This is a genomic window from Microvirga ossetica (assembly GCF_002741015.1).
Taxonomy (GTDB): Bacteria; Pseudomonadota; Alphaproteobacteria; order Rhizobiales; family Beijerinckiaceae; genus Microvirga; species Microvirga ossetica.
In genome coordinates this window covers 435,131-459,193 of record NZ_CP016616.1, presented here as the reverse complement: position 1 = coordinate 459,193, position 24,063 = coordinate 435,131, and the positions used below count along the sequence as shown (strand labels likewise).

General features: G+C 59.1%; 18 protein-coding genes. 8 read left to right on the top strand and 10 right to left on the bottom strand.

Annotated features, from left to right (window positions below; all coding sequences use genetic code 11):
* Positions 1–141 precede the first annotated feature (141 nt).
* Positions 142–384, bottom strand: coding sequence for a BA14K family protein (locus BB934_RS48905; RefSeq protein ID WP_237050283.1), 243 nt, complete (start codon positions 382–384; stop codon positions 142–144).
* 1,160 nt (positions 385–1,544) lie between these two features.
* Here BB934_RS48905 and BB934_RS01975 point away from each other — a divergent pair.
* From BB934_RS01975 to BB934_RS01955, 5 genes are all read left to right on the top strand, one after another.
* Positions 1,545–2,168 (top strand): 2OG-Fe(II) oxygenase, encoded by a 624-nt coding sequence (locus BB934_RS01975; protein WP_099508139.1) that lies wholly within the window; start codon positions 1,545–1,547, stop codon positions 2,166–2,168.
* A gap of 159 nt (positions 2,169–2,327) precedes the next feature.
* On the top strand, positions 2,328–2,561 hold the full coding sequence (locus BB934_RS01970) for a hypothetical protein (RefSeq protein ID WP_099508138.1): 234 nt from the start codon (positions 2,328–2,330) through the stop codon (positions 2,559–2,561).
* Between the two features lie 27 nt (positions 2,562–2,588).
* Positions 2,589–3,206: a hypothetical protein gene (locus BB934_RS01965; protein ID WP_099508137.1), complete on the top strand. Its 618-nt coding sequence runs from the start codon at positions 2,589–2,591 to the stop codon at positions 3,204–3,206.
* 403 nt (positions 3,207–3,609) lie between these two features.
* Positions 3,610–3,780 carry a CsbD family protein gene (locus tag BB934_RS01960; RefSeq protein ID WP_099508136.1) on the top strand — a complete coding sequence of 57 codons (171 nt, stop codon included), beginning with the start codon at positions 3,610–3,612 and terminating at the stop codon, positions 3,778–3,780.
* A 160-nt stretch (positions 3,781–3,940) separates the two neighbouring features.
* Positions 3,941–4,303 (top strand): response regulator, encoded by a 363-nt coding sequence (locus BB934_RS01955; RefSeq protein ID WP_099508135.1) that lies wholly within the window; start codon positions 3,941–3,943, stop codon positions 4,301–4,303.
* Positions 4,304–4,632: 329 nt separating this feature from the next.
* Here BB934_RS01955 and mgtE read toward each other — a convergent pair whose 3' ends face one another.
* From mgtE to BB934_RS01900, 9 genes are all read right to left on the bottom strand, one after another.
* Positions 4,633–6,003: a magnesium transporter gene (gene mgtE / locus BB934_RS01950; RefSeq protein ID WP_099508134.1), complete on the bottom strand. Its 1,371-nt coding sequence runs from the start codon at positions 6,001–6,003 to the stop codon at positions 4,633–4,635.
* A gap of 294 nt (positions 6,004–6,297) precedes the next feature.
* A complete protein-coding gene (locus BB934_RS01945; RefSeq protein WP_335645597.1) occupies positions 6,298–6,570 on the bottom strand; it encodes a response regulator in 273 nt (90 codons plus the stop codon).
* Between the two features lie 526 nt (positions 6,571–7,096).
* Positions 7,097–7,540: a transglutaminase-like cysteine peptidase gene (locus BB934_RS01940; protein WP_237050140.1), complete on the bottom strand. Its 444-nt coding sequence runs from the start codon at positions 7,538–7,540 to the stop codon at positions 7,097–7,099.
* Positions 7,541–8,149: 609 nt separating this feature from the next.
* Entirely contained in the window at positions 8,150–8,515 is a 366-nt protein-coding gene (locus tag BB934_RS01935; RefSeq protein WP_099508132.1) for an SPW repeat protein, read from the bottom strand.
* A 1,755-nt stretch (positions 8,516–10,270) separates the two neighbouring features.
* On the bottom strand, positions 10,271–11,587 hold the full coding sequence (locus BB934_RS01925; protein ID WP_099508130.1) for a family 1 glycosylhydrolase: 1,317 nt from the start codon (positions 11,585–11,587) through the stop codon (positions 10,271–10,273).
* Between the two features lie 402 nt (positions 11,588–11,989).
* Positions 11,990–12,922, bottom strand: a complete 933-nt coding sequence (rpoH, locus tag BB934_RS01920; RefSeq protein ID WP_418294742.1) for an RNA polymerase sigma factor RpoH — start codon at positions 12,920–12,922, stop codon at positions 11,990–11,992.
* Positions 12,923–15,030: 2,108 nt separating this feature from the next.
* Positions 15,031–15,381 carry a hypothetical protein gene (locus tag BB934_RS01910; RefSeq protein WP_099508128.1) on the bottom strand — a complete coding sequence of 117 codons (351 nt, stop codon included), beginning with the start codon at positions 15,379–15,381 and terminating at the stop codon, positions 15,031–15,033.
* A 289-nt stretch (positions 15,382–15,670) separates the two neighbouring features.
* Positions 15,671–18,766 carry an efflux RND transporter permease subunit gene (locus BB934_RS01905; RefSeq protein WP_099508127.1) on the bottom strand — a complete coding sequence of 1,032 codons (3,096 nt, stop codon included), beginning with the start codon at positions 18,764–18,766 and terminating at the stop codon, positions 15,671–15,673.
* Positions 18,763–19,953: an efflux RND transporter periplasmic adaptor subunit gene (locus BB934_RS01900; protein ID WP_099508126.1), complete on the bottom strand. Its 1,191-nt coding sequence runs from the start codon at positions 19,951–19,953 to the stop codon at positions 18,763–18,765. The genes BB934_RS01905 and BB934_RS01900 overlap by 4 nt, the downstream gene beginning before the upstream one ends.
* Before the next feature lie 148 nt (positions 19,954–20,101).
* Between BB934_RS01900 and BB934_RS01895 the strand changes: the two genes are divergently transcribed.
* From BB934_RS01895 to BB934_RS01885, 3 genes are all read left to right on the top strand, one after another.
* Complete coding sequence (locus BB934_RS01895) at positions 20,102–21,769, top strand: sensor histidine kinase (RefSeq protein ID WP_162299133.1); 1,668 nt, start codon at positions 20,102–20,104, stop codon at positions 21,767–21,769.
* Positions 21,678–22,277 carry a response regulator transcription factor gene (locus BB934_RS01890; protein WP_099508124.1) on the top strand — a complete coding sequence of 200 codons (600 nt, stop codon included), beginning with the start codon at positions 21,678–21,680 and terminating at the stop codon, positions 22,275–22,277. The genes BB934_RS01895 and BB934_RS01890 overlap by 92 nt, the downstream gene beginning before the upstream one ends.
* A 1,262-nt stretch (positions 22,278–23,539) precedes the next feature.
* A complete protein-coding gene (locus BB934_RS01885) occupies positions 23,540–24,010 on the top strand; it encodes a DUF1003 domain-containing protein (RefSeq protein ID WP_237050139.1) in 471 nt (156 codons plus the stop codon).
* Positions 24,011–24,063: the final 53 nt, after the last annotated feature.

Here is a 24,063-nt window from a genome sequence, read left to right as displayed (position 1 = left end):
GTGGCTTAGTCCCGCGTTCTGCGGACTGTAAAATCGACGCCTTAGGCGCATGAAGGCAAGGTCAATGCGGCGTGTAGAACGCTGTGCTTCAACTGCGCCACGGATCCTTCTCGCGCCATCCATGTCGTGATCCTCGGAAACTCACTGACAGAAGGGCCGCGACCCGTCCTCGACAAGATAGGTCCCGGTCGCTGGATCGAAGGAGCGAGAGCGCTGTGAGCAGTAGGCGAGCCGATAAGGATCTGCTGTGTGAGCAGCCGGGTAGACCGGCACGGCATACAAGGGTGCGGCCTCTTCGGATGCAATTGCCCCGCCGAATAATGGCGCCCGTCGCCAGACCGCCAACCGTCCCAGGATACCAGCCGTCGTGCCACCGGCCGACATAGGGACGGCCATGCAAGTATGAGGAGTGGTCAAAGGAGTGCCAAGCTCCCGGGCCGCCGAGGTGCGTACCAACGTATCGCGCCTGAGCGGATGTCGGCCAAACGCTCGACCCCCTGGTGAGCGCAGCCAGCAGATGGGCTTGTTGCAGTACGAGATGATGAACATCCAAACCTCCTGTCGCTAGCGAACGATGATCTTCGCTCCTCGTTGCTGATGCCTGCCGTCCAAGAAATGGGCACTGTCGACATGGTGTCAGCCTGCGAGATCTGACAGGATCTTGGTTGCGCCTATAGGGTTAGGACTGACTTGAGTGATTAAAACTCGACGTGAAACAACAGTTTGGATACGTAAGCGGCCTATGCGGGAGAACAGCGGGATCCCATGCCGCCCGGGCCCGCAACATCATCTACAAGCATCCAATTCAACTGGCGATCGGGTCTCCTGCCAGATCTTGCAGGCTGACGCACAGCCGACAATTGACCATTTCAATCGAAGGACATGAATGGCGAAGGGTGGCCTGCCCCGAGTGGGTGATCCGGGTGTGATGTTAATTCAGCGTTGATCTGAAGCGCATGGGTTTGGCGGCCCAGGCTAAAGGCCCGGGCCATGAACTTGGCCCGACGGCGCGGTTTGCAAAAGGCAATCGTGGCTCTGGCGCGTCGCTTGGCCGTAATCATGCCCGGCCTCTGAAGCGATGGCGCCGAATTCCGCTGGACGAAGGTGAGTGCCATGGCGGCCGCCGGATCACTCACCGGAACAGCCTGTCACCCGAATAGGAGGAGATCCGAGATCCGCCAGTCGGTGGAGAGACGTCCCTCGCGGGACGATGATGAGGTAAGTTCGCGCGGGCTCTGGTGTCGGTCGCCTCTGGCACGGCCAGAACGCGCAACAGATTGGGCTGCCTCATTCTTCTGATCCTATGCTGGGAGCGCCCAAAAGCTGATCCGAAGAGAAACAAGGGCCCGCGAGTGACATCAAACATCGGGAAGATGGAAGGCCTGAAGGCGCTTGACCTCAAACCGCAGAATAGAGAAGAGCCGTGGGCATCGCCTAATCGTACTCAGATCTGCGACTCAGCCGCCCATTATCCGAAAGGAGGATCGCCACTCACGCGCTGCTGAATGTAGCCTCGGTTGACTTCAACTGCTTTGGAAGACTCGATGAAGACCATCAACCTTGATGCCGTTCGCAACGCGGAACGGTCCAGCGAGCCGTATGATTACGTCCTCGCCTCGAACCTCCTGAAGCAGGACGCCATCGACGAGTTGCGGCGGGACTTTCCCGCCATCATCAAGCCGGGCTATCTGACCGTGGACGAGGTCAAGCTTCAGGGCTGCTTCAAGCAGCTCATCGACGAGCTCGAAGGCCCCGAGCTAACCGAGGAGCTGTCGAAGAAGTTCGGTTTGGATCTCCACCAATATCCGCGCCTGACCACCATCATGAAGCAGTCGCAGCCCAAATATGGCGCGATCCACACGGACGGCCCGTCCAAGGTCATGACCATGCTGGTCTATATGAACGACGAGTGGCAGCAGGACGAGGGTGGACGCCTGCGTGTGCTCTACGACCAGAAGAACTACGACCGTTACAAGCTCGAAGTGCCGCCGGTCATGGGCACCATGTTCGCCTTCCTGCGCTCAGACCATTCCTGGCACGGCCATCTACCCTTCGCCGGCGAGCGCCGCGTGGTGCAGATCGCCTGGGTGAAGAGCCAGGCCGACATCGACCGCAAGAAGAAGCACAACAAGCTGGCTCAGGTCCTCAAGGGCATCTTCGGGCGGTAGGCGGGATCTGGCCCCTCCGAGGGCTGGTCAAGTGATGCAAGTCCAAACCCGTCAGCACCTGGGCCTTCCTGAAGCTCGGTCTGCTGGTCATGCCATCCGCGCTCCTCCTTGCGCTCGCGGCCTTGTTGTCGACCTCCGGATCCTGACTGGGGGAAGGCCATGGCCGATGCCGTCATCCATCCTGAACTGAGCAACGCAGCGCAGACCAGCGCTGAGCGACACGGCGGCGATGCTGGATCGATCCATGACAAGGCCGATGAAGCGGGCATGACGCGGGCGGTCGAGGCCGGGTTCAAGCCACTGTCGCACGACGCGATCAACCTGCTGCTCGCCGATGTCCGCGGTGCGCTCGGGCCCGATCTCAACGTGTTCCTGGTGACCGACCAGCATTAGAGCCAATCCGAGGTTGGATTGATAACCATGGTTGGTGGCATCTTCGGGCTGATGATACCGGCGCTCGCGGTGCTCGGCGTGAGTGGGATCGTGTTGGCTGCATTCCCGGCATTCTGGCCGGTGATGGTGGCCAACACGCTGATAGCCATGGTCAGCGACGTGTTCGGTCCGGCCGTCGCGGCGCTGACGCTCGGGCTCTACGCCCACCGCGCGCTTGCCCGCCGCATGGGCCGCAACGCCGCCTTCGATCACGCGGGCAACGTCGCCATTGCCGTCGTGGCGGGTGCGGTGGGCTGGGCGTTCTCGCAGCGCGCCGTGTTGCTGCCGGTGCCTCTGTCTGCGGTTCTGGCAGCAATCGCAAACCTGTTCATTCCGGCACAAGCCATCGACTATGAGAGTGCCCGCGGGGCGACGGAAGAAGCCTCCCGGGAAGGTCACGGAGGACTGAAGAGGCTCAAGGTACTGGTCTCATGCCGGCCCCTACTCGTTTTCGCCTTGTGTGTGCTGCTGTGTCACGTTGCCAACGCGCCCCTGCTGCCGCTGGTCGGTCCGAAGCTTGCCCAGGCCAACAGGGAATGGGCGGCCACCCTGATGTGGCCCGCATCGTGGCGGCTCAACTGGTCATGCTGCCGCTCGCGGTGCTGATTGCCAGAGCTGACACAGCAAGTCCGACGTAAGCACGCAGAAGCCACTTTCGTCAAGATCTTCTGCATCACGACCGCTTATTGCCGGCGACTGAGAGAAATGTCTTCTTGAATGAGACGGTGAGGAAGAGGCGCGTTTACTATTATGCGCCGCAGGTTGAAGTGCTGGCATTGAAGCGTTGAGGAACCCGTGGGCCGTTCTCAGTCCTCAAGCTGTAAAATTTGACAGGCTGACACCGCGGGCATGCGACCTCACCTTTACCCAGTGGTCATGAAACAACCGAGAGCAGAGGTTGGAATACTGCAATCATGCTGTCGCGGATGTGACCTCATCGAAGATAGCCTGCATGATCAGTCACACATCCTGTCACGCAGGTAGGCATCTACTGTTCCAGGAGGATATCATGGACAAAGACCGGATCAAAGGTTCCGCCACCCGAACTGGAGGCAAGATCAAGCAAGCCGCAGGCCACCTGACCGGCGACACCAAGATGCAGACTGAGGGCAAGATGGATCAGGCCAAGGGCAAGGCCCAGAATGCCGTAGGCAGCATCAAGGACGCGCTCAAGAAGTAAAAACCTCAAGAGGGGCCAATCGGCCCCTCTCTGATGATTTGCGGCAGAGCCGGGGCGCATACCCGAACCAGAGAGTGTCTCGACGGAGCAGTTCGTCAGAACTGCTTCAGCATCCCTGTGCCGCTGATCGACCTATCCATATCCAATGCAGAGGTGAGGCGTGTCATCACTGCAACGTACGAGATTTTGCCTCATCATCGAAGAAGATCCGAAAGCTGGTCTCGACCTTGCTGACGCCTTGGACCCCCACGGCTTCTTTGTGGCTGGCCCGCTCACTTCAGGTCAGGCGGCGCTGGATTGGCTTGGCCGGTTCACCCCGGATGTCGCGGTGATCGATCCTGTTCTGCGGGACGGCGCATATCCTGACCTTCTTAACAAACTTCATGATTTAGGCGTTCCTGTTATCATCTACTCCGCAAAGGGTGTCAGTGAGGGCTTGCTACCGCTCGTTAATGAAATCGGGATCCAAAGAGCATGCGGGGCTGCCGACCTGGTCAATATGCTGTTGGGTCTATTCTCATGACTACAACAGCACCCGGAGCGCATCTGCTCGGAATGTGCGATGATCGGCGGCGCTGCAGTTGCCGAGGTCGCGTAAGAGAATTCCGACCACATTGTGGACTGAGAGAACGTTGCACCTGTCCGGCTGACTTGATGCGCCCTCCCGTCCGCTGCAGCCAGAAAAGGCTGATCACCCTGGCACGAGGAGTCGGTCTTGGGCGAAGGGCGGAGCTCCTTCTCCACCTTTCGTACAGCGATACCTATGCATATGTCGCTCATGGGACGAAAACATGCCATGAAGTGCGCGATCCAGGCGATCGTGATGAAGCCTTGTTCGGGAACTCCCAGCATTCAGAGCAGGGTCCCCCTCAGGAGTACGAGCGCGACCGTGAAGTAGATGATCAGCCCTGCCACATCGACCAGGGTTGCAACGAACGGAGCCGAAGCACTGGCCGGATCAAAGCCGATCCGCTGGAGCAAAAAGGGAAGCATCGACCCAGCAAACGAGCCAAAGGTCACGATCCCGACAAGCGCTACTCCAACCGTGAAGGCGATGACCAGCCAGCGCTCGTTATAGTCATAGAACCCGAGCTGCTGCCACAGGGTGATGCGGATCATGCCGATCAGGCCCAAGACCGCACCCAGGGTGATGCCCGTGGGCAGTTTCCGTAGAGCGACACGCCACCAGTCCCGCAGCCTCACCTCCCGAAGGGCGAGCGCCCGGATGAGCAATGAGGTTGCCTGGGATCCGGAGCTCCCACCTGAACTCATGATCAAGGGAATAAACAGGCTCAGGACGAGAGCCTTCTCCAATTCGCCCTCGAAATACTGCATGGCGCTGGCGGTTAGCATCTCACTCAGGAACAGAGCGCAGAGCCACCCGGCGCGCTTGCGGATCATCTCGACAAAGCTGATCTGCATATAGGGCTCGGCTAGGGCCTCCACACCGCCGAATTTCTGCACGTCCTCCGTGCTCTCCTGGACGATCGCGTCGATCACATCGTCCACGGTCACGATCCCAATAATCTGCCCCCGGTCCACAACCGGAACGGCCAGAAGATTGTACTCCGAGATGATCCGCGCGACCTCTTCCCGGTCAGTAAGTGGCGAGACGGTAACGGGCCGACGGGGGCGGGCGACAGACAGGATCGGGGCGTGAGGTTCGCCCGAGATGAGCCGCTGCAACGACACGGCTTGGACGAGCCTCTTCGTCCGGGGATCGAGCACGTAGATCGTGTAGACGGTCTCGCGCGTCCGCTCGACGCGGCGAATATGATCGAGCGCTTGCACAACCGACCATGTGGTCGGCACGCTGACGAACTCGGTGGTCATCATGCCGCCTGCTGTGTTTGGCAGATAGGACAGGAGCCGTAGAACCGAAAGCCGCGTCTCGTCGTCAAGGCGCTCCAGCAGGACCGAGCGGCGGGGCTCTTCAAGCTCACGGAACACCTCCGCGACTTGGTCGGCCGACATACCGGAGAGGAGCGCTATCGCCCGCTCATCCGGCAGGGCGGCAAGCAGATTGGCAGACGTTTCCAGTTCCGGCTGGTCAAGCACTCCGACTGCCACATCGAGCAGCAAATGTGCGAGAACCTCCGACGCAACTGCGGTGGGCTGCTCGTTCAGGATTTCAGCGATGTCGGCAACGTGCTCGGTCTCCAACTCCGTCGCCAAGACAGAAGGATCGCAAACAACCTCGGCTGACTTGGTGTTGTGTTGCATGGCACACCTCGTTCTCAACCAGCGGTCCCGCGCCAGTCGTACGCGAGCCGATCAATCGATCAGATATCCACGCTCATCGGTGACGGCGGGTCGATCGGCTGTGACTGTGCTGTCGCGGGTGAAACGCTAACAGCGTCAGTAGCGATCCACTGCCTGCTAGATCTGTCAGGGGATATCGCGGCAGAACACCCGAGTTCCCCGATCGCGGCGGGCGCGCTGCGGCGACCCCATCGAAGGCTTAATGGGCAAGCACGGGGTGCACTGTTCAGGTTGCGACGAAGATCCTGTTGGAGTTTAGCTTTCGATGGCCCCGTCATGGTTCTCCTTGAGAGCCTTGTCGAGACTGTAAATCAGAGCTTGCTCATCGAATGGCTTGCTCAGAAATCCGGCCGCTCCGGCCTCCAGCGCACGGGCCCGGGTTGCCTCCTCAGAATACGCTGTGGTGAAGATCATGGGTGTGCGCCGACCTTCCTCCATCAGACGGCGTTGCAGTTCAATGCCTTTCATTCCCGACATTTGAACATCCGTGATCAGGCACGCCGTATCGTTCACGCGGGGCGAGCACAAGTAGTCCTCTGTTGACGCAAACGTGTAAGCGACATATCCGAGTGAGTTCAGGAGGCTCTACATCGCGATCCGGACGGCCTCGTTGTCATCAATGATCGTGATAACTGGAACTTTGTGCACGCAGCCCGTCCTCATTCATACGATGGATTCAAGGCCAGGCGAAGGGTGACCTGACAGGAGATATGTATGATCCGATTGCACAGAACTCGAACCATACATAGGTTTAAGCAGGCCATCGGCTCTGCAGATTTCGAGAGACGCCGACATCCCGAAAATTGGGCTCCTTGGCGGCCTTGTCACGGGAACCGGTGACAGGAATAGGAAATCGACTGCATCGCCTAGTAAACGACAAACTCGGCTTGGCCGCCATGCCTATGATCGGGCCAAGCCGCAACGCGTAGTGGTGGTCACGCCGAGGAAGCCGCGATGGGTCGGCCTTCAACAGATACGGCAACAGAGCAAAGCGGGTGTCCGGCACTAGGCGTTTCCCGGATGCCAGCGAACCCATCATGACGGGTAGTCCGTCTCAGCGGCTCGCGTGGGCAGCCGGCAAGGGCGGCTCAATCAGACTGACCCAGCCGAACCCGTTTTGACCCTCCCGCTTGACAAAGCGGTAGCCCGTCAGACGCCAAGGCAGGACCGCCGAGGTCTTGTTATCGAGAACGAGATCACCCGCCGTGGTGCGCACCATCAAGACCGCATGACCCTCGTCATTCTGACCGATAACCACTGCCATCAGCAGGGCGCGGCGGGGTAGCCCCGCTTCGATGAGCCGCTTGCGCTTGGGGAGTTGGATGTCTTTGCAGTCCCCGTAGCTGCCCTTCGGGTAATCCCAGCGGTCCTCGACGCCCCAGTGTGTGCGATCGGTCATCGGCACGACAGCGAGGTTGACCTCCTTCGTGACTTTCCGCAGTAGGACCAGAACTTCGGTCTTGAGCGAGACATCGACTGGCTCAGAGAGGTCAATCATGCATTCAGCAGGCGCCCGTTCGCACAAGTTCAGCCAGGCCGGAGTGGGCTCGGCAGGGCCTTGGTCATCACAGGATAGGTGATGGATGACACAGTCCGGGAGTTCCGAACCGATCAGCCAGAAGCCTAGATCAATCCAGGCCTCTGCCTCGGTCAGTTTCCGCACGCAGGTATTGGGCGGCAGGCCGCATTGAGCCCGGGGCAGGCGTATTGCAACACACTCGCTACGAGTCTTTCCGTCAGTTCCGAGGTTGCCCCAATCCGCGTTAGAAGGGTGCGGAGATCCCGTTCGACATTCTGCTTAGGCCACATCTTGGCTATCCAAATGCGTCGTGCAACCCGTTGAAAACCTTGAGCCGACTCCAGTGAGTCAGATAACAGGCGAGGGGCCGCTCGGTGCTAAGGCGCCCCTTAGGCCCATAATCAGCCCATCAACCGAGCACTGAATTTGGCGCCATTTCAGGTGAGATGCAGCCAGCAAGATCTAACAGGGCGGCTGGGGCTCCTGCGTGATCTTAATGAGCTAATCCCTGCTTGAGCAGAGCCCTTCAGGATCGGATCAGGTCTAGACACCACAGATACGTCTGCCACTTGCCCCTTCACGCCCTCCTCACGCGGGCTTGTTAGGCGGCAATCCGTGAAGACGCCGAAGCTCGATGGACGCCAATACTGTGACCACCAGCCCAATAGTCACATGGACCCATGTGGCGGATGCATTCCGCGCGAAGCCGAGAAGCCAAGGTGAGACGATGAGGAACAGCCCCGTCATCAGACAAACCCATTCTTTCCATTCCCGCAGGTAGATAAAGGCCGCAAACGACATCACAGTAACGGTGATCCCGCCAATCCCGGCCGTCCAAGCAGCGGCTTCAACGGTCGCGAAGCCCAGCGCCCAAGGGGATAGCTGGAGAAGCAGGCCCAGGGTCGCAGTAAGTCGATTGATCATTGCGTCGTTGGGCACAATCAGACGGGTCATAGCAGCACTCCGTGCAAGTTCAACCCACGATCCAACAGCTGATCAATATATGGCAATTCAACCCCGACAATCCAAGACTGGTTAGGGGTAAATTGGTGACCCACCGGATCCCGTTCTCCTGTCGATAGCGCAACTTGGCATCGGGCGACCCTCGTTCATGTCTCAGTAGGCCAATGGGATGACGCACTGGGACAATCCAAAAGGCACGTCGACTGAGCTGGGAAGATGGAATGAGGTTAGGATTTGTCTCGACAGAATGGACTGTCAGATTTCGCAGGCTGACATGCGTCTGACCAACGACAATCTACTCAGCAGCGGCAACAGCGCTCATGCTCACGCCGTTCAACGCAGCAAGTGACTAGGAGAACTCCTCATGCTTTCGATCCGACTCGTCCCCCTGACCGCTGTCGCACTTGTGGTCGCGTCCACAATGGCGCAGGCAGCGCCCTTCTCCCATAGAGAGATCAATGAGCTTCCGCCGAACCACACTCTCGCTGCGTACGCTGATCGCTCCTTCGGGATGCCAGCCACGGCTCCTTATGCTCGCTCCGAGCGGTGGCCCTCTTGCCTGCAGGGGCCGCCGGCTTGCACGGCAGCTGGCTACCCAAACCTGCACTACTACCGCGCGACGCAGGGACTGCCGTACTAAGTTAGAAGGCACAACTACGGCGTCGCTCGTCTCTCTGAGGCGCTGGGCCGCTCGATCTGCTTCGCCTTCATCAAGTGGAGGTGGGGCATGATTTCGGGTCGTTGCACACGAACGCGCAACGCAAAGGCTGCAATCATTATCAGACGTTGTGCGGCCAATGTGAGTGCTCGCTTCTGAGAAGGATTCGTTGACGTGTCTGGAAGCAGTGACACCTGCGGACTGCGATCATCGATGTGGTTTCCGCGCCCGCTAGTTCCGATGCAGTCTGCAGACCGGAGATCAAACAACCGAATGTGCCCAGGACCTACCATTCTTCGTGCTGTCCGGCTCCCGTCGTGGCCAGCTCACATCACGCCTTCGCCACACTTTGCAGATTCTGAAGCCAACTGTGCCAGAGTGCAGCTACCACAGATGCACAATGACTGCCTCTTCCGGCCGGCGCGATCTGCTGACTAAGCGATACCCCTCGCCGCATTGATGCACGCTTGAGGGATTACGGCTCATGTTCTGACAACCCGTGCGAGTCCACAGAACTGTGGCCCACTTTGAAAACCCTGCCAAGGCTTCTTGCCGGCTAACGCGATCGGGCGCTGCGTCAGCCCTAATATGGGTCGAACTCTCGTTCTGAGACATGACAGATGATGAGGACTTTCAATCCTTTCCCGCTAACATCGTCCATATCTCCTGAGTAACCGGGCAACTCCTGAGCGCGTCCACAGTAAGGCCTAGTCTTCAGTAGACCGATGCTCCCGGCGGCTGATGCAAAACACCTGTTCCCGCATTCGGGGAGGTCCCGGGCGGTTAGGCCCTAGTAAAACACTACAGATCCCCGCGTTAGGAGAGGAGGCCTTAATCGGCTCTTGCGCGGCCGAACCCAGAGTAGGGCGGACGCTCGCGACCGCGATTGACACGTTAAGTCTGGAATCGGAGTGATGCCCCTGCGGCTGGAATGACACGGAAAGTGCAGAAGAACAGCCGGAACTCCTGTGAGACGCAGTGAGGTTGTGCCGCCTGACCTCGCGGGACCGGGCTTCGATGCGGCTGGACGAGAGAGAACGATCTCACTGTCGAGCAGTCCACCCAGGGGAGCACGCGTTCCTCCCTCCTCATCCTGCATGACCCGGGATGGCCTGCGTGGTGGATATCCCTTGGGTAAGGTCGAGGGCCTTCTCCACCTGGGACGCTGTGTGCGCACTGTCGAATTGGCTCGGTCGGATCACCGGTACCGTCAGACACACGCTTTGAGTCGGCAGGACCCGCCGCCACCGTTGGATCAGCTGCTGATAGGCTCTTCCGACGGGACGAATATTCCGGTCAAGATCATAGAGGCCGAGCGGGTTTACCCGACCATGCTCCTCGCGCAAGGCAACGTCCCAGTCGACTTGGTCCGTCAATGAGTACCAGGTGAAGCCGACAATCGGTATGCCACTGTTGCGAACCCGCAGAACATTGGCCCATTCCTTTTGCAGCCAAATGATAGCCTCCTCGCCTGTCGCACCCTGCGCAAGGTTCGTCTCCGTATGCATGATTGGAATGCGATACCGATCGTAGTATTGCCGCGTGATCTCAGCATACCCGAATATCTCCCCTGACGCCCAGCTCCGCCCGTCCCGAGCAACCCTGTGTTCATTCGTAGCGTAGTAGTCGTTGCCCATGATGCAGTGCTGCCGCAGCTGGTAGGTAAGGAAGAAATGATATTCCTCGCGTGTCATGCCGCTATCCATCAAAAACTCGTACATCTCCGAGTCGACCCGGCGGCCATAGTTGAGGTCAAGTGACAGGAATCGCTTCGCGTTCATAATTTCAGCCGACCTGATGGCCTCCGGTTCATCGGCATGGAAGTACTCGGTCGATTCACTCTGGATGAATATGGCATCCGGCCGGACCTCGAGAATCGCCGCCATGGCCAGAACATTTGCTTTGACGATGTGCTTGAGTGCTGTCACAAACGCCTGATCACTCGCGAGCTGCTCATTCCACCACCCATACGCGGCCGAGAAGGTCGCGCAGACGAACATCTCGTTCACAGGTGTGTAAAGTTGAACCCAGGGGAACCGTTGCGCGAAGGATCTTGCATAGTCGGCAAAGAGCTCAGGAAAGTCAGGGTTCTGGAAGTTGCCGATCCAACCCGGCACGCCGAAGTGGCAGAGATCGACAATTGGCACTACATCGAGAGCTTTGATCATCCCGAAGGTGTCATCCGGAAAGATCCAGTCATACCGATTGGGACCAAGCCATACATGGTGAATTGGTGGTCCGTAACGTAGATAGTGGATACCAAGTTCCCGCAGTAGCTCGAAGTCCTCTCGCCAATACTGATAATGTCCACACTTCTCCATCTCGTCGATGCGGACGCTGCCGTTCCTGATGGTCGGATAGCTGTTCTCGATCCCCGTGGCGAACATGAACCAGAGCGCTGTCATTGTGCTCCCCCATCCGAGGTTGGCCGATCCTGGCCCATTGCGCTTTGGCCGATCCGTGACTTTGATCGATGAATGGGTTGGGTCGGTGATAAGCTCTTTCTCCACTCATATAGGTCCAGGGCTGCGATCGATGCCAGGTGCGCCCTTGCACTCGCCAGGTGTGGAGAGGATTGTGCCGTGCATTCAAACCTGCTTCCGCCTGCAAGGTCTGATAGGGCAGGGCCCGCTCCTTCGGCCTTACTCGCTCGTGTGGTAAAGTGGATGCGATTGGAACTGGACCTAGTCCCTGTATGCACAGGTAGCAGCATGCTGGTTCCAGTAGGGTGCCACGTGCCTGCCTGACGCCGCCACCGAGAAATCGATCGCATAGGCCCATGATAGAGCTTCATGAAGTGGCAGATCCTATCTCAAAACGTGGGATCCATGACTTCCCTGAATCTTCGACCTATCGCGCTCGATCTGGGTCAGGTTCTTCTTGACCGCCTCTTGGATCTTCTCGAAGGCGCGAACCTCGATCTGGCGGACGCGCTCGCGGGAGACGCCGAACTCGGTGGAGAGCTCCTCCAGGGTGATCGGGTCGTCCGAGAGACGCCTAGCCTCGAAGATGCGGCGCTCGCGTGGGTTGAGCACGGAGAGCGCGCCGCGAAGAGCCTTCAGCCTGTTCTGGCCTTCCTCCTCCTCGACGAGCACCTGTTCCTGGCTCTGGCCATGGTCGACGAGCCAGTCCTGCCATTCGCCACCGCCTTCGCCTTCATCGCGCAGTGGCGAATTGAGCGAAGAATCACCGCCAAGCCTGCGGTTCATGTCCACCACATCCTGCTCGGTCACACCGAGCTGGGTGGCGATCTGCTTGACGTGGTCGGGGTGCAGGTCGCCTTCCTCGAAGGCGGAGATGCGGCCCTTGGCCTTGCGCAGGTTGAAGAACAGCTTCTTCTGGTTCGCGGTGGTGCCCATCTTCACGAGGGACCAGGATCGCAGGATGTATTCTTGAATCGCCGCCTTGATCCACCACATGGCATATGTGGCGAGGCGGAAGCCCTTGTCGGGCTCGAAGCGCTTGACGGCCTGCATCAGGCCGACATTGCCTTCGGAAACCACCTCGCCGATCGGCAGGCCGTAGCCGCGATAGCCCATGGCGATCTTGGCGACCAGGCGCAGGTGGGACGTCACGAGCTTGTGAGCGGCCTCGCGATCTCCATGCTCGCGCCAGCTTTTGGCGAGCATGTATTCCTCATGCGGCTCGAGCATGGGGAAGCGACGGATCTCGTCGAGATAGCGCGAAAGGCCTCCTTCATTGGCAGGAAACGGAATAGGCGCTGACAGTCTCAGGCCCATCATTACGGAATCCGAGGTAACTGCCGATACGGGCTGCAGTGCAGATTGCATCACACGCCGATTTGGCGAATGTCGTAGGATTCGGTGGGCGCTGTTCAACTCACCCCCTGGGTCGACAGCGTGCTCACCTACTGAAGATGATCTTCCAGGTGCCTGCCACATTGTCACGGTCATTCTCGTGTCTTTCGTTGGCATGTGAGATCTGACGATCACGTCGTCCGCAGAGACTGCAATTCGCCTTCACGGAGGCGAGCACTCCCAGCCGGCGCATTGCCATTGTTAAATCTACGTTGGTCGAGAGCGGCTTATGGCGTTCATCCCTGGGACACTCTACTGAGGTCAACCACCAGTGATCACTCAAGTTTGGCCCAACCTTCACCGTTCTCGAAGACTGGCGTCCGCATTGCAGGAGAACTTCACAAACCTAATCAGCGGAACGTCTTTCCCCCTAAAAGCTCCTCAGCAGTCAGATCATGTACTCGCGCGGCGCATCGGGTGCGCCAATTTTTGCGTGGAACTTAGCACGCGAGATCCAGCCGGTCTGTTCGAGTTCGCCGGACGCGAACTCGGAACTCGGGGTGCGCGCGTCATGTACGACCGGCCATCTTGCACCGAATGTGAGCGAACAGCGCCGGAGCGTTCGATCAATCTGGGACGCAAGTAGTATGCATAAGGCCCGTAAGCAGTGGGGTAATAGCGGCAGGTGCTGAGACCACACGGCCACTGGCATCCGTAGACTGGATAGGGATAAGCATAGGTTGTCCACTCATCATCCGGCCGCCAGCCGCGGTGACTACGGATCCAGTCAGCCCGCGAGTGCCATTCCTGAGGCTTCTCCCATCCCAACATCTGGCCAACGAGAGCATTTCTCCCAATGACATTTTCTCGCCTGAGGATTGGGCCGGCTGCCTCTCGTGCAGCGTCAAACCCACTGCCCGCGGGACCGTCTCGGCTGCCTAAGGTGCCGCTGCCACCGTGTGATCCTCCACCTTCTCGAGCGGCTGCAACACCGTCGATCGAGACGATCATGATAAGAGAAGTAAAAGCGACGTAGATGATTGGCTCGATGCGCAAGATCATGGCGATCATCCTCCTGCCTTCTCAAGCAGGTCGGGCGAGCTTCTGTTGAAGGTCTCGCCCGGTGTGGGCAGTCCCGCGTTGAAAAGCTGCAACTGTTTGGCCGGTTGCTCATCGTCGACGCTATACTGCAGCTCACGCCGGATCTATCATCGGTCCCTGCTCTGAGGCAGGAGCGAGCAAAGCATATAGCGGCAATAGTAGCAGGGTCCGACCGCATAACTTCGGGTGTCCTTCGTTGAAGTCACCTGGACGTAGAAGTCCACAGCGACTGCTTCGACCGATTAACTCATGCAGAAAGATGGTGTACTTCCGGACTTCCGTCAGCCTGTGATATGTGACAGGGCTGGAGACGGATTGTGCATTATAAGATACGGCGGCGCCCGGAGCATCGCCGTGTGGTGTTATCATACACGAATCACTCCCCCGGTGCTCAGCGCCGTCCGTCCCAGGCTACCCTGCGTTCGTCTATGGTGTAGTCGGCGTCGCCCAGGCCGCAGTGCTGCCGCAGTTGGTCCCTTCGATCCACGCGATAGGCGCGATCTTCAATGAGGCGGACTGCAGGCGTGTCGAGCGTCAGTCACTGACTATGCGCCAGACACATGATTGGAGCGAGAGACGTTGCTGATTGTGAGCGATTCCCCGGCAGCGGACTCCCGTCTTGACATGGTTGATCTTGGTTTCCTCACGACTCGGCCGGAGAAGGAGAAATCTCGTCGTTTTGGAAGTTCAGCGACTGCAAGTCCTGGATGCACGGCTCGCCCCCATGCGCGAGCATAGAACTGGAGATTCTGGGCCTGTGGCAGCCCTGCTCAAGGCCCAGCACACCGCATTCTCGCGTGTTTAATCAATCCTCAGCGGGAACGACTTCTTCATCGAGACCCTGGTCCGTTTCGGGGATATTCAGAAAGAGAGCGCGCTGTGGCTTGTTAACCGGCATGCAGAAGCTGCTCAAGCCGATCTTAAGTGATTGTGTAGTCTCCCGCTGACGCCTTGCTACTTGGATGTGGTGTTTCAGGTAGAGCCGCGCATCATGGCTCGTCATTCTCACGGTGAGAAAGCACGTGCGTCTCGGCTGCAGCAGCGGAGGCGTGAAGCGCCCAAAGGCGCGACATGGCGAGAAACGCAAATGATGCTGACCATCCAATGAGAAGCAGTCCATTCAGGACTTCCAGGCTCTTCATCAGACGCAAAGCGCCCCATTGGTACAGATCGCCCATTCCGAGGGACGTAAAAGTCTCGGCCGAGAAGTAAAAGTAGTTTGCGACCTCGTCTGCACCAAGTCCAGTGAACCCACCGATATGAGCAATGGTGTCGGCATACCAGAGCATGAGAGCGTAGAAGACGATTTCCAGAAGGTGCGCCAGGACGGTGCCGAACAAGACGAGAAGTATGCGAAGTCTCGGCTTAATCCGGACCGTTCCACCAGTTGGGAGATAATCCGCAACGCCTCGTAGTGGCAATGGACTGTGCCGATATAGAGCAGGACGCTAAGACCCACGGCAATCGTGAGAGATATCCCCGACGTTATGTCCTGTGCGTGTCTCACAAATGATGGCCCGAAGGCTCGAGTGCTGCCGGCATCGGCCATGATTCAAGAGGAGGAATCGACCAAAGCGATCCATGCCGATATCCCCAATGGATGGCGAGATGGAATGGAGACGAGTTAATCTACTCTGCCGGAGCAAAGCTTTGGCGTTCCCGCATTGGTCGCACCCGGAATCGATCCAGGGCAAGGTAGATGACGGGCGTCGAGAAAAGAGTCAGGATTTGGCTCAGGGCGAGGCCGCCGACGATGGCATAGCCGAGTGGCTGGCGCAACTCCGATCCAGTCCCGTGCGCCAGCATGAGCGGCAACCCACCCAGAATGGCGCAGACGGTCGTCATCAGGATCGGGCGGAAGCGCAACAGGCAAGCTTTACGGATCGCATCGACCGGCGGCAGTCCCTCTTCGCGCTCTGCGTGGAGTGCGAAGTCCACCATCATGATCCCGTTCTTCTTCACGATGCCAATGAGGAGGATGAGACCGATCAGGCTGATGATCGTGAAATCGATATGGAACACAGACAGCATTAGCAGTGCGCCGAGTCCCGCCGAGGGTAGAGTGGACAGGATCGTAAGGGGGTGAATGTAGCTTTCGTAAAGAACGCCGAGAAGCACGTAAATCACGAACAGGGCTGCGACAATGAGGAAAGGCTCGCTCGCCAGAGAGTCTTGGAAGGCCTGCGCGTTGCCCTGGAAGGATCCTACGATGGATGGAGGAAGGCCGATAGCGGCCCGCGCCGCCTGAACCGCATCCACGGCATCGCTGAGCGAGGCGCCGGGAGCTAAATTGAACGAGAACGTTACGGCCGGGAAACTGCCTTGATGTGTGAACGTCAGGGGAGCAACCGGCTGGGTGTCGAGGGACACAAGGCTTGAGAGAGGCACTGGCTGGCCGTTCGTGAGGGCCGGGATGTAGAGCTTGGAGAGCGTTTCCAGTGTTCCCTGCATGCTCGGCAGAACCTCAAGGATGACCTTGTAGGTGTTCAACTGAGTGAAGAACTGCGTGACCTGTTGCTGACTGAAGGCATCCGCCAGGACGGCGTCGATCGCGGCCGGCTGAATGCCGAAGCGGGCGGCGGTGTCGCGGTCGATCGTGAGGGTAACCGTCGGCCCGTTCGCCTCCTGATCGGTCGAGAGGTCGGTGATCTGCGGAACATTGCGAAGGCTCGTGAAGAGCCGTTGCGTCCATGTGCTCAGTTCATCGGCCTGCTCACCCTGGAGCGTGTACTGGAACAGTCCCTTCGACTGGCGGCCCCCGACGGTGATGTCTTGGGCCGGTTGCATGATGAGTTGAGCGCCCTGTACCTGGGCAAGCTGTGGTCGCAAGCGATTCACGATTTCCATGGCGCTGGCGCGGCCTTGGTCGAGCGGCTTCAGACTTGCATAGATCAGTCCTTCGTTGACCGTGCGAGATCCGCCGATCATCGAGACCACCTGCGCAACATCCGGATCCTTGGAGACAACGCCAGCCAGTGCCTGCTGCAGGCGGGCCATCTCGCTGGGGGAGACGTCCGGTGCCGCCTGTGTCTGGCCTATGATGAAGCCTGTATCCTGGATCGGGAAGAAACCTTTTGGAATTGTCACGAAAAGCCATGCGGTCGCCGCGACTGTCGCAGCGAAGCCGAGCAGCGTCAGCCTTCGGTGCTGTAGCACCACGTCTAGCGTTCTCGCGTAGCCGCGGATAAGCGCCTCGAACGCGCGCTCGCTGGCCCGATAGAGGCGGCTCTGCTCTGTCGAGGGGCGTTTCGGCTTCAGAAATCGGCTCGCCAGCATGGGCGTCAAAGTCAATGAAACGATGAGTGACACCAAGATCGAGACGGTGACAGTCACAGCGAACTCGCGGAGAAGGCGTCCGACGAGGCCGCTCATGAACAGCAGCGGGATGAAGACGGCGACGAGTGACAGGCTGATCGAGAGTACCGTGAAACCGATCTCGCCAGCGCCTGTCAGCGCAGCTTGTAGCGGAGGGAGGCCCTCCTCCATATGTCGTTCGATATTCTCAAGCACCACGATGGCATCGTCGACCACGAAGCCGACCGCAATCGTCAACCCCATGAGCGAGAGATTGTCGAGACTATAGCCCAACGCATACATGACTGCGAAGGTGCCGATAATGGAGAGGGGAACGGCCAGCCCTGGAATGATCGTCGAGCGCAGGTTGCGCAAAAATACGAAGATCACCAGGACCACGAGAATCATCGTTAGAATGAGCGTGAACTGCACGTCGCTGACCGAGGCGCGGATGGTGGTCGTGCGGTCGACAGCCGGGGTCACCGCGACGCTTGGCGGAATACTGGCCCGCAGGCGCGGCAGCTCGGCCTTGACCCGGTCGACGGTGTCGATCACGTTGGCTCCCGGCTGCTTGGAGACGATCAGCGCGATGGCGCGCTGACCATTGATCCAGGCGGCCAGGGTCGTGTCGGCCGGGCCATCCACGGCCTGGCCAATATCGCGGATGCGGATCGGAGCGCCGTTCCGGTAGGCGATGACCAGGTCATTGTAAGGCGCGGCTTTGGTCAGTTGGTCATTGTCGTAGATGGTGAAGCTTTGCGTCGGACCGCGCAGGGTACCCTTGGCGGCATCGACTGTCGCCTCAGCGATCACGCCGCGAACATCGTCGAGCGTGAGACCCTTTTCGCCCAGTTTCGCCGGATCGACCTGGACACGCACGGCCGGTTGTTGCTGCCCGCCAATCGAGACCTGGGCGACACCCGGCATTTGCGAGATCTGCAGCGCGAGCATGTTCTCCGCATAATCATCGACCTGCGTAAGCGGGACGGTATCGGAGCGAACGCTGAGCACGAGGATAGGTGGATCCGCCGGATTGACTTTCCGGTAGGTCGGGGGGCTCGGCAAGGTTTGCGGAAGCTGGCCCGAGGCGGCCGTGATGGCAGCCTGCACATCCTGGGCGGCTGCATCAATGTTACGGCCCAGGTCAAACTGCACTGTGATCTGGCTGTTGCCGAGGCTGCTGGATGAGGTGAGCTGCGTCACGCCGGGAATGATGCCGAGTTGCTTCTCCAGCGGAGTTGCGACTGCCGACGCCATGACCTCCGGGCTGGCTCCCGGCAGCGAGGCTGAAACTTGGATCGTCGGGAAATCCACAGTCGGTAATGGTGCCACTGGCAGCAATGGGTAGGCCGCCATGCCGATGATGGCGATTGCCAACATCAACAGCGAGGTCGCGACTGGGCGGCGGATAAACGGAGCAGACAGGTTCATGGCTGGCCGTCGTGGGCTTGAGCGACCTGCGCGGAGTCGGTCTCGCTCACGCGAGCTCCTGGGGTGAGACGGTACTGTCCCGCAACGACGATCCGGTCGCCCGCCGAAAGTCCGCTCGTGATCACGGTCCGTTCGTCCTGGATCTGTCCGAGCGCAACCGTTTGTGGCCGCACGGTATGGTCGGGAGAAACCAGCCAAACATAGGAACCGTTCGGACCACGCTGGACCGCCTGCGAGGGCACAGCAATGGCATCTGGCACAGTTCCTGTGACAATCCGGACCTGCACGAAGGCCCCGGGCCAGAGCTTGTGGTCCTTGTTGTCGAAGCGTGCCTTGAGCTTGATCGTTCCGCTGGCCGAGTCGACCTCGTTGTTAATAACATCGAGGCTGCCGCGCGCCCGCAGGGTCTTGCCGTTTTGATCGGAAACAAGAACCGCGGGCCTTTCTTGAGCGAATGCGGCCTGAACGTCACTCAGGTCAGCCTGAGGAAGGGTGAACTCGACCGCAATCGGCTCGATCTGGGTGATCGTAACAATACTGGTGCTTTGCGAAACAACATTGCCAATGTCTATGTTGCTCAGGCCAATGATGCCGGTGAACGGTGCCTTGATCGTCGCAAAATCCAGGTTGAGTTGAGACGTTTCAATGGCAGCTTGGTCTCCTGCGATCATGGCTTTGTCTGCTTCGACCTGCGCCTGCTCATTGTCGACCGTCTGTTGGGTTGCAAAGCCGCCCTTGGTCAGAAGCACCTGATCTCGTGAAAGATTCTTCTGTGCCGCAGCGAGATTGGCGGCATCTTGAGCTTTCTTGGCCTGGGCTTGATCGAGCGCGGCCTGGAATGGTCGCGGGTCAATGCGCACCAAGATGTCGCCAGCATGGACGAGACTACCCTCCTGGAACGGAAGTTCGGTCAATTGACCCGAGACTTGCGGCGTGACCGTCGCCGTGTTCCACGCCTGCACCGTTCCAAGGGCCGTCAGCGAAAGGTCGACCGGTTGCGAGCTGACAACCGTCGCCTGGACGGGAATGGCTGGCACCGCGTGCTGCGCGGAGGCCGACGTGGCCGGTTCAGCATGCAGCCAGATCGCGCACAGCTCTATTGCAGCCGTGGCCACCCCCAGCACGAGGACGATGCGAGGAATGAGAGGCTGCCGTTTCGCAGAGCGATCGTTCCTGTCCACCGCCATCTCCTGATCCTCGTCCTTGGACACGAAGATCGGGCGGCCCGGTCACGATGTCAGTCTGTGAGATTTGACAGGGGTACGGCTATGGTCGCGGGGTTAAGGTAGACTTATGAAGCTGAAACGTGATGCAATGGCCCACGCGGAGCGGATCATGCGATCGTCTCGTCCTTTATTTTCTCGACGCAGTTCTCTGCCGGCCAAGCTTGCCCTTCTGGCTGCCCTCTTCGTGCTGGCCGTCGTCACTGTGCGGGTTTTGAGCCTCGATCGGCTTGCCCATGTGGATGCCGTGTCGGGGGAGGTCCACAATCGCTGGCTGGATTCGGTCCGGCTGCTGGGGACGGTGAACCATCACATTGCGACGGTTCGGGCGCAGGAGGCTGAGGCTCTGCTCCACCGTGATGCGTCAGGTATCTCGACCAGCTCAGACGATCTGCTGCGGACTCTCAATGAAATTACGCAAGACGTCGAACGCTATCGCTCGATCCCGCACGATCGTGATGAAAGCCTGGCATTTGACAGCTTCCTGAAGGATTGGACTGATCATGGCCAACATGCGCAAGCAATCGTAGCGTTGGCTCAAGGTGGACAGGGAGACGCGGCGACTGCCCTGTTCGAGGGGGAGGCGCACTCGAGCTTTCAAGCGGCTGCTGACGGTCTTCGCAGCCTGATCGATCTCACCGAGACAAAGGCCGACGCAGCACGCAAGGCTGCAGCCGAAGCGATCGCGCGAGCGCAGCGCTTCGTGTCGGACCTGATCCTTGCCATGCTCGTCCTCTTTGTAACCCTTACCGCCTATCTGTGGCACTCCTTCTCGCGCCCACTTCTCGATCTTGCCGGACTGATGCGGCGCCTCGCTTCCCACGACACGCGTTTCTCGGTCCCGTTCGAGAGCCGGCGAGACGAGATCGGGGATGTGGCACGCTCACTCGCTGTCTTTCGGCGAAACACGATCGAGCTTCTGGAATCGCGCAAGAGCCTCGCAACACAGGCCGACATTCTGGCGGGGGCCCTCGAGAAGGAGCGGGCGCTCGCGGTTGAGCAACGCAACTTCATAACGACTATGTCGCATGAGTTCCGCACGCCGCTGACCAGCATTGATGGCCACGCCCAGCGTCTCCTTGCAACCAAGGACCAAGTCCCTCCGAGCCAGATTGCCGATCGCGCACACAAGATCAGGGCTGCGGTCTTCCGGATGACCAGCCTCGTGGTCAGCTTTACCGGTGCCATGGAGATAGCGAGCGGACAGGCCCAGCCCCGGACACGCCGCTTTGATCTCTCCCGGATGTTGCGCGATCTCCAGGGTTATTATCGCGAGATTGGCATGGGCGATATCCTTGAAGAGGAGATCGGCGATCTGCCTCAAGAAATCACGGGCGACCCGGAACTCCTCTATTACGCTTTCAGCAACGTGATTTCGAATGCCTTCAAATACTCGCCGGAAGGTGGTATTGTTACGCTGGTGACAAAGGTAACGGACGCCTGCGTTGAGATTACAGTTGAGGATCGGGGTGTGGGCATACCACCCGATGAGATCGATCGGGTTCGTGAGCGTTTTTATCGTGGCAGTAACGTCGGCACCCTCCCTGGCACCGGCGTGGGGCTGTATCTTGTCGACCTGATCGTTCGTCAGCATAGGGGCAGCCTCCGAATCGACAGCGAGGTCGGTCGGGGGACACGGATGACGGTGTCGTTGCCGATTGACGGTCCAGGGCCATCACCGCGGGAGGATGCGAGTGAGCAGGATCTTGTGTATCGAGGACGACGACGAGACGGCGAGCCTTCTGGTGGAGGCGCTGAGCGAGCTCGGCTACACAGTTGAGCGCTCACCGGATGGCGAGCGGGGTCTCGCCGCCATCTTATCGACCCCGCCCGACTTGGTGGTCTGCGACGTGCGCATGCCGGGCATGACTGGCTTCGAGCTTCTGGAGCGGGTAGCAGCAGCCGGATCGGCATTTGCCGAGATCCCATTCGTTTTTCTGACTGCACTCGGTGACCGGGACAGCGAGCTGATCGGGCGGAGGCTCGGCGCGGACGACTACCTGACTAAGCCTGTCGACTTCGAGATGCTCGGCGCCGTGATCGAGAACAGGCTCCGGCGCCGATATGACCGGTTCGGGCCACCATCTGACATTCATCTGACCGATCGCGAGCGCGAGATCCTGACCTGGGTCGGGCGTGGCAAGACCTCGTCCGAGATCGCCATTATCCTGGGCATCCGCGAGCGAACGGTCAATTTTCACTGCGATCAGGCCATGAAGCGGCTTGACGTCATTAACCGCACGCAGGCGGTTGTCAAGGCTATTGACCAAGGCCTGATCACCAGGTGAGCGAGCGCCGGGGTCGACCGACGTTTGTGGCGCTTCCGCTGCTTGCGAGATTGCTATCGATACACCACGTGGCGATCACGCAAGCAGTCACTTCGATCCCCGGTGAACTCCAGACCTTTTATCGTTGTATCACCAGAGCACAGTGCTGGAGCCGCCGGCTAGGGGACTGTGAGATCTGACCTTGCCTTGTACTTCCGCAGTGTGACTGTCAGATCTCACAGGCTGCCCTCAGGCTGAACGAGGGCCATCTCCATCGATAACGATGTTGATGCTCACCGGGTTCTTTTGTCTCCGACCAAATAAGAGCGTCACTCAGACTACTTGTCGTGGAGCTTATCGACACTCTGTTCACACCCTCGTAGCTGGTGAGGAAAGAGAATGTCCCGATACAATGGGAAATGCTTGGATCATGCTGCTTCAGCTGAGAGCGATCGTGAATGGCTCGAACGCGAGCTCGTCCAGGCTTATATCAAGCTTGAAGTGACGGAACCTGATGAGTATGACTGTCGGACTGCAACGGTGGGACCGTTCGGAGGGATCGAGGTTCAACTCACGGAGCTTCCTCGAGCACGTGCACTTTCGTCGCTACCACCTTTGTGGTTTGAGGTCTTCTCACGCAGCGACGGAGCCACGATCGACAGCTATGGATGCGTTGAGCTTGGTGAGGAAGAACTGAGTGCTGCGGTGGAGATGATCAGCAACACGAGGCGATACAGTCGAAATCACAGCTGATCAAAAGCTTCGTAAAGCCAAAACCACCTGCAGTCGACATTATGGATCGTTGCCCTAATCAGCCTGATCATTCAAACGGCCGCGTTATGAATACCTAATCACCTCCTGTCGGCACCTTGATCCTCGTGAAGGTGCTTGGTGAGAATACAGAGCTCCCTCTTTTAATTTGATTCTGCGGGTGGCTTGCGCGACGGCCCCGACGAAGCTGGCCGCGCCGTCGATCGCGCCTGACTGACGCGGCCTGGAACCGTAAGAGTTATATTGCGTTTTGCGGATGCGTTGCCACATGAGGCACGTACTTCAAGAGGAAACCTGAGTGTCATGCCGAGCGACAGTCACAGTCGATTGACCATCCCGTCACGGTTCTGCGCAGGGGCCTGATCTCCTGATCGGTTCACCTGCCGCTGGCCCAGGACGGTCGGTTGAAAGGAGGGTGAGCCATGAATGCAGAAATTCGCTTCCTTGCCCAGCATCTGTTACATGCGGGCCTTTCTCCACTTGGCACCCGGGGGCGGCGCGTCATCGCGCGGGTGGCCCGGCGCGTCCATACAGCCAAAAACCTGAATCAGGAGTTTGACGGCCGCCTCACCTTGGGCCAGCGTCTGGCCGACCGGGTTGCGGCCATCGGCGGTTCCTGGAGCTTTATCATGGGCTTCGGTCTGTTTCTCGGAGGCTGGGCGCTGATCAATACCATTCTGCTCGCCTCCAACGCCTTCGATCCTTACCCTTATATCTTCTTGAACTTGCTCCTGTCGATGCTCGCCGCTGTGCAAGCGCCCATCATCATGATGAGCCAGAATCGTCACGCCGCGAAGGACCGCCTTGCTGCAGCGATGGACTATGAGATCAACTTGAAAAGTGAAGCGGAGATCGCAGCCCTGAACGACAAGATGGACCGCCTCCAGGCTCAAATCGACCAATTCATGGCGTTGCAGCTTACGGCAGGTCCAGATGCCGACCTGTCGCTCCTGTGCCGGGTCCAGGACCACGCCAGTTCCTGAGGAGGAGCGGCAGGACGCTGCTCCCGGGCTTGAAAAGGAAGCCGCGACTTCTG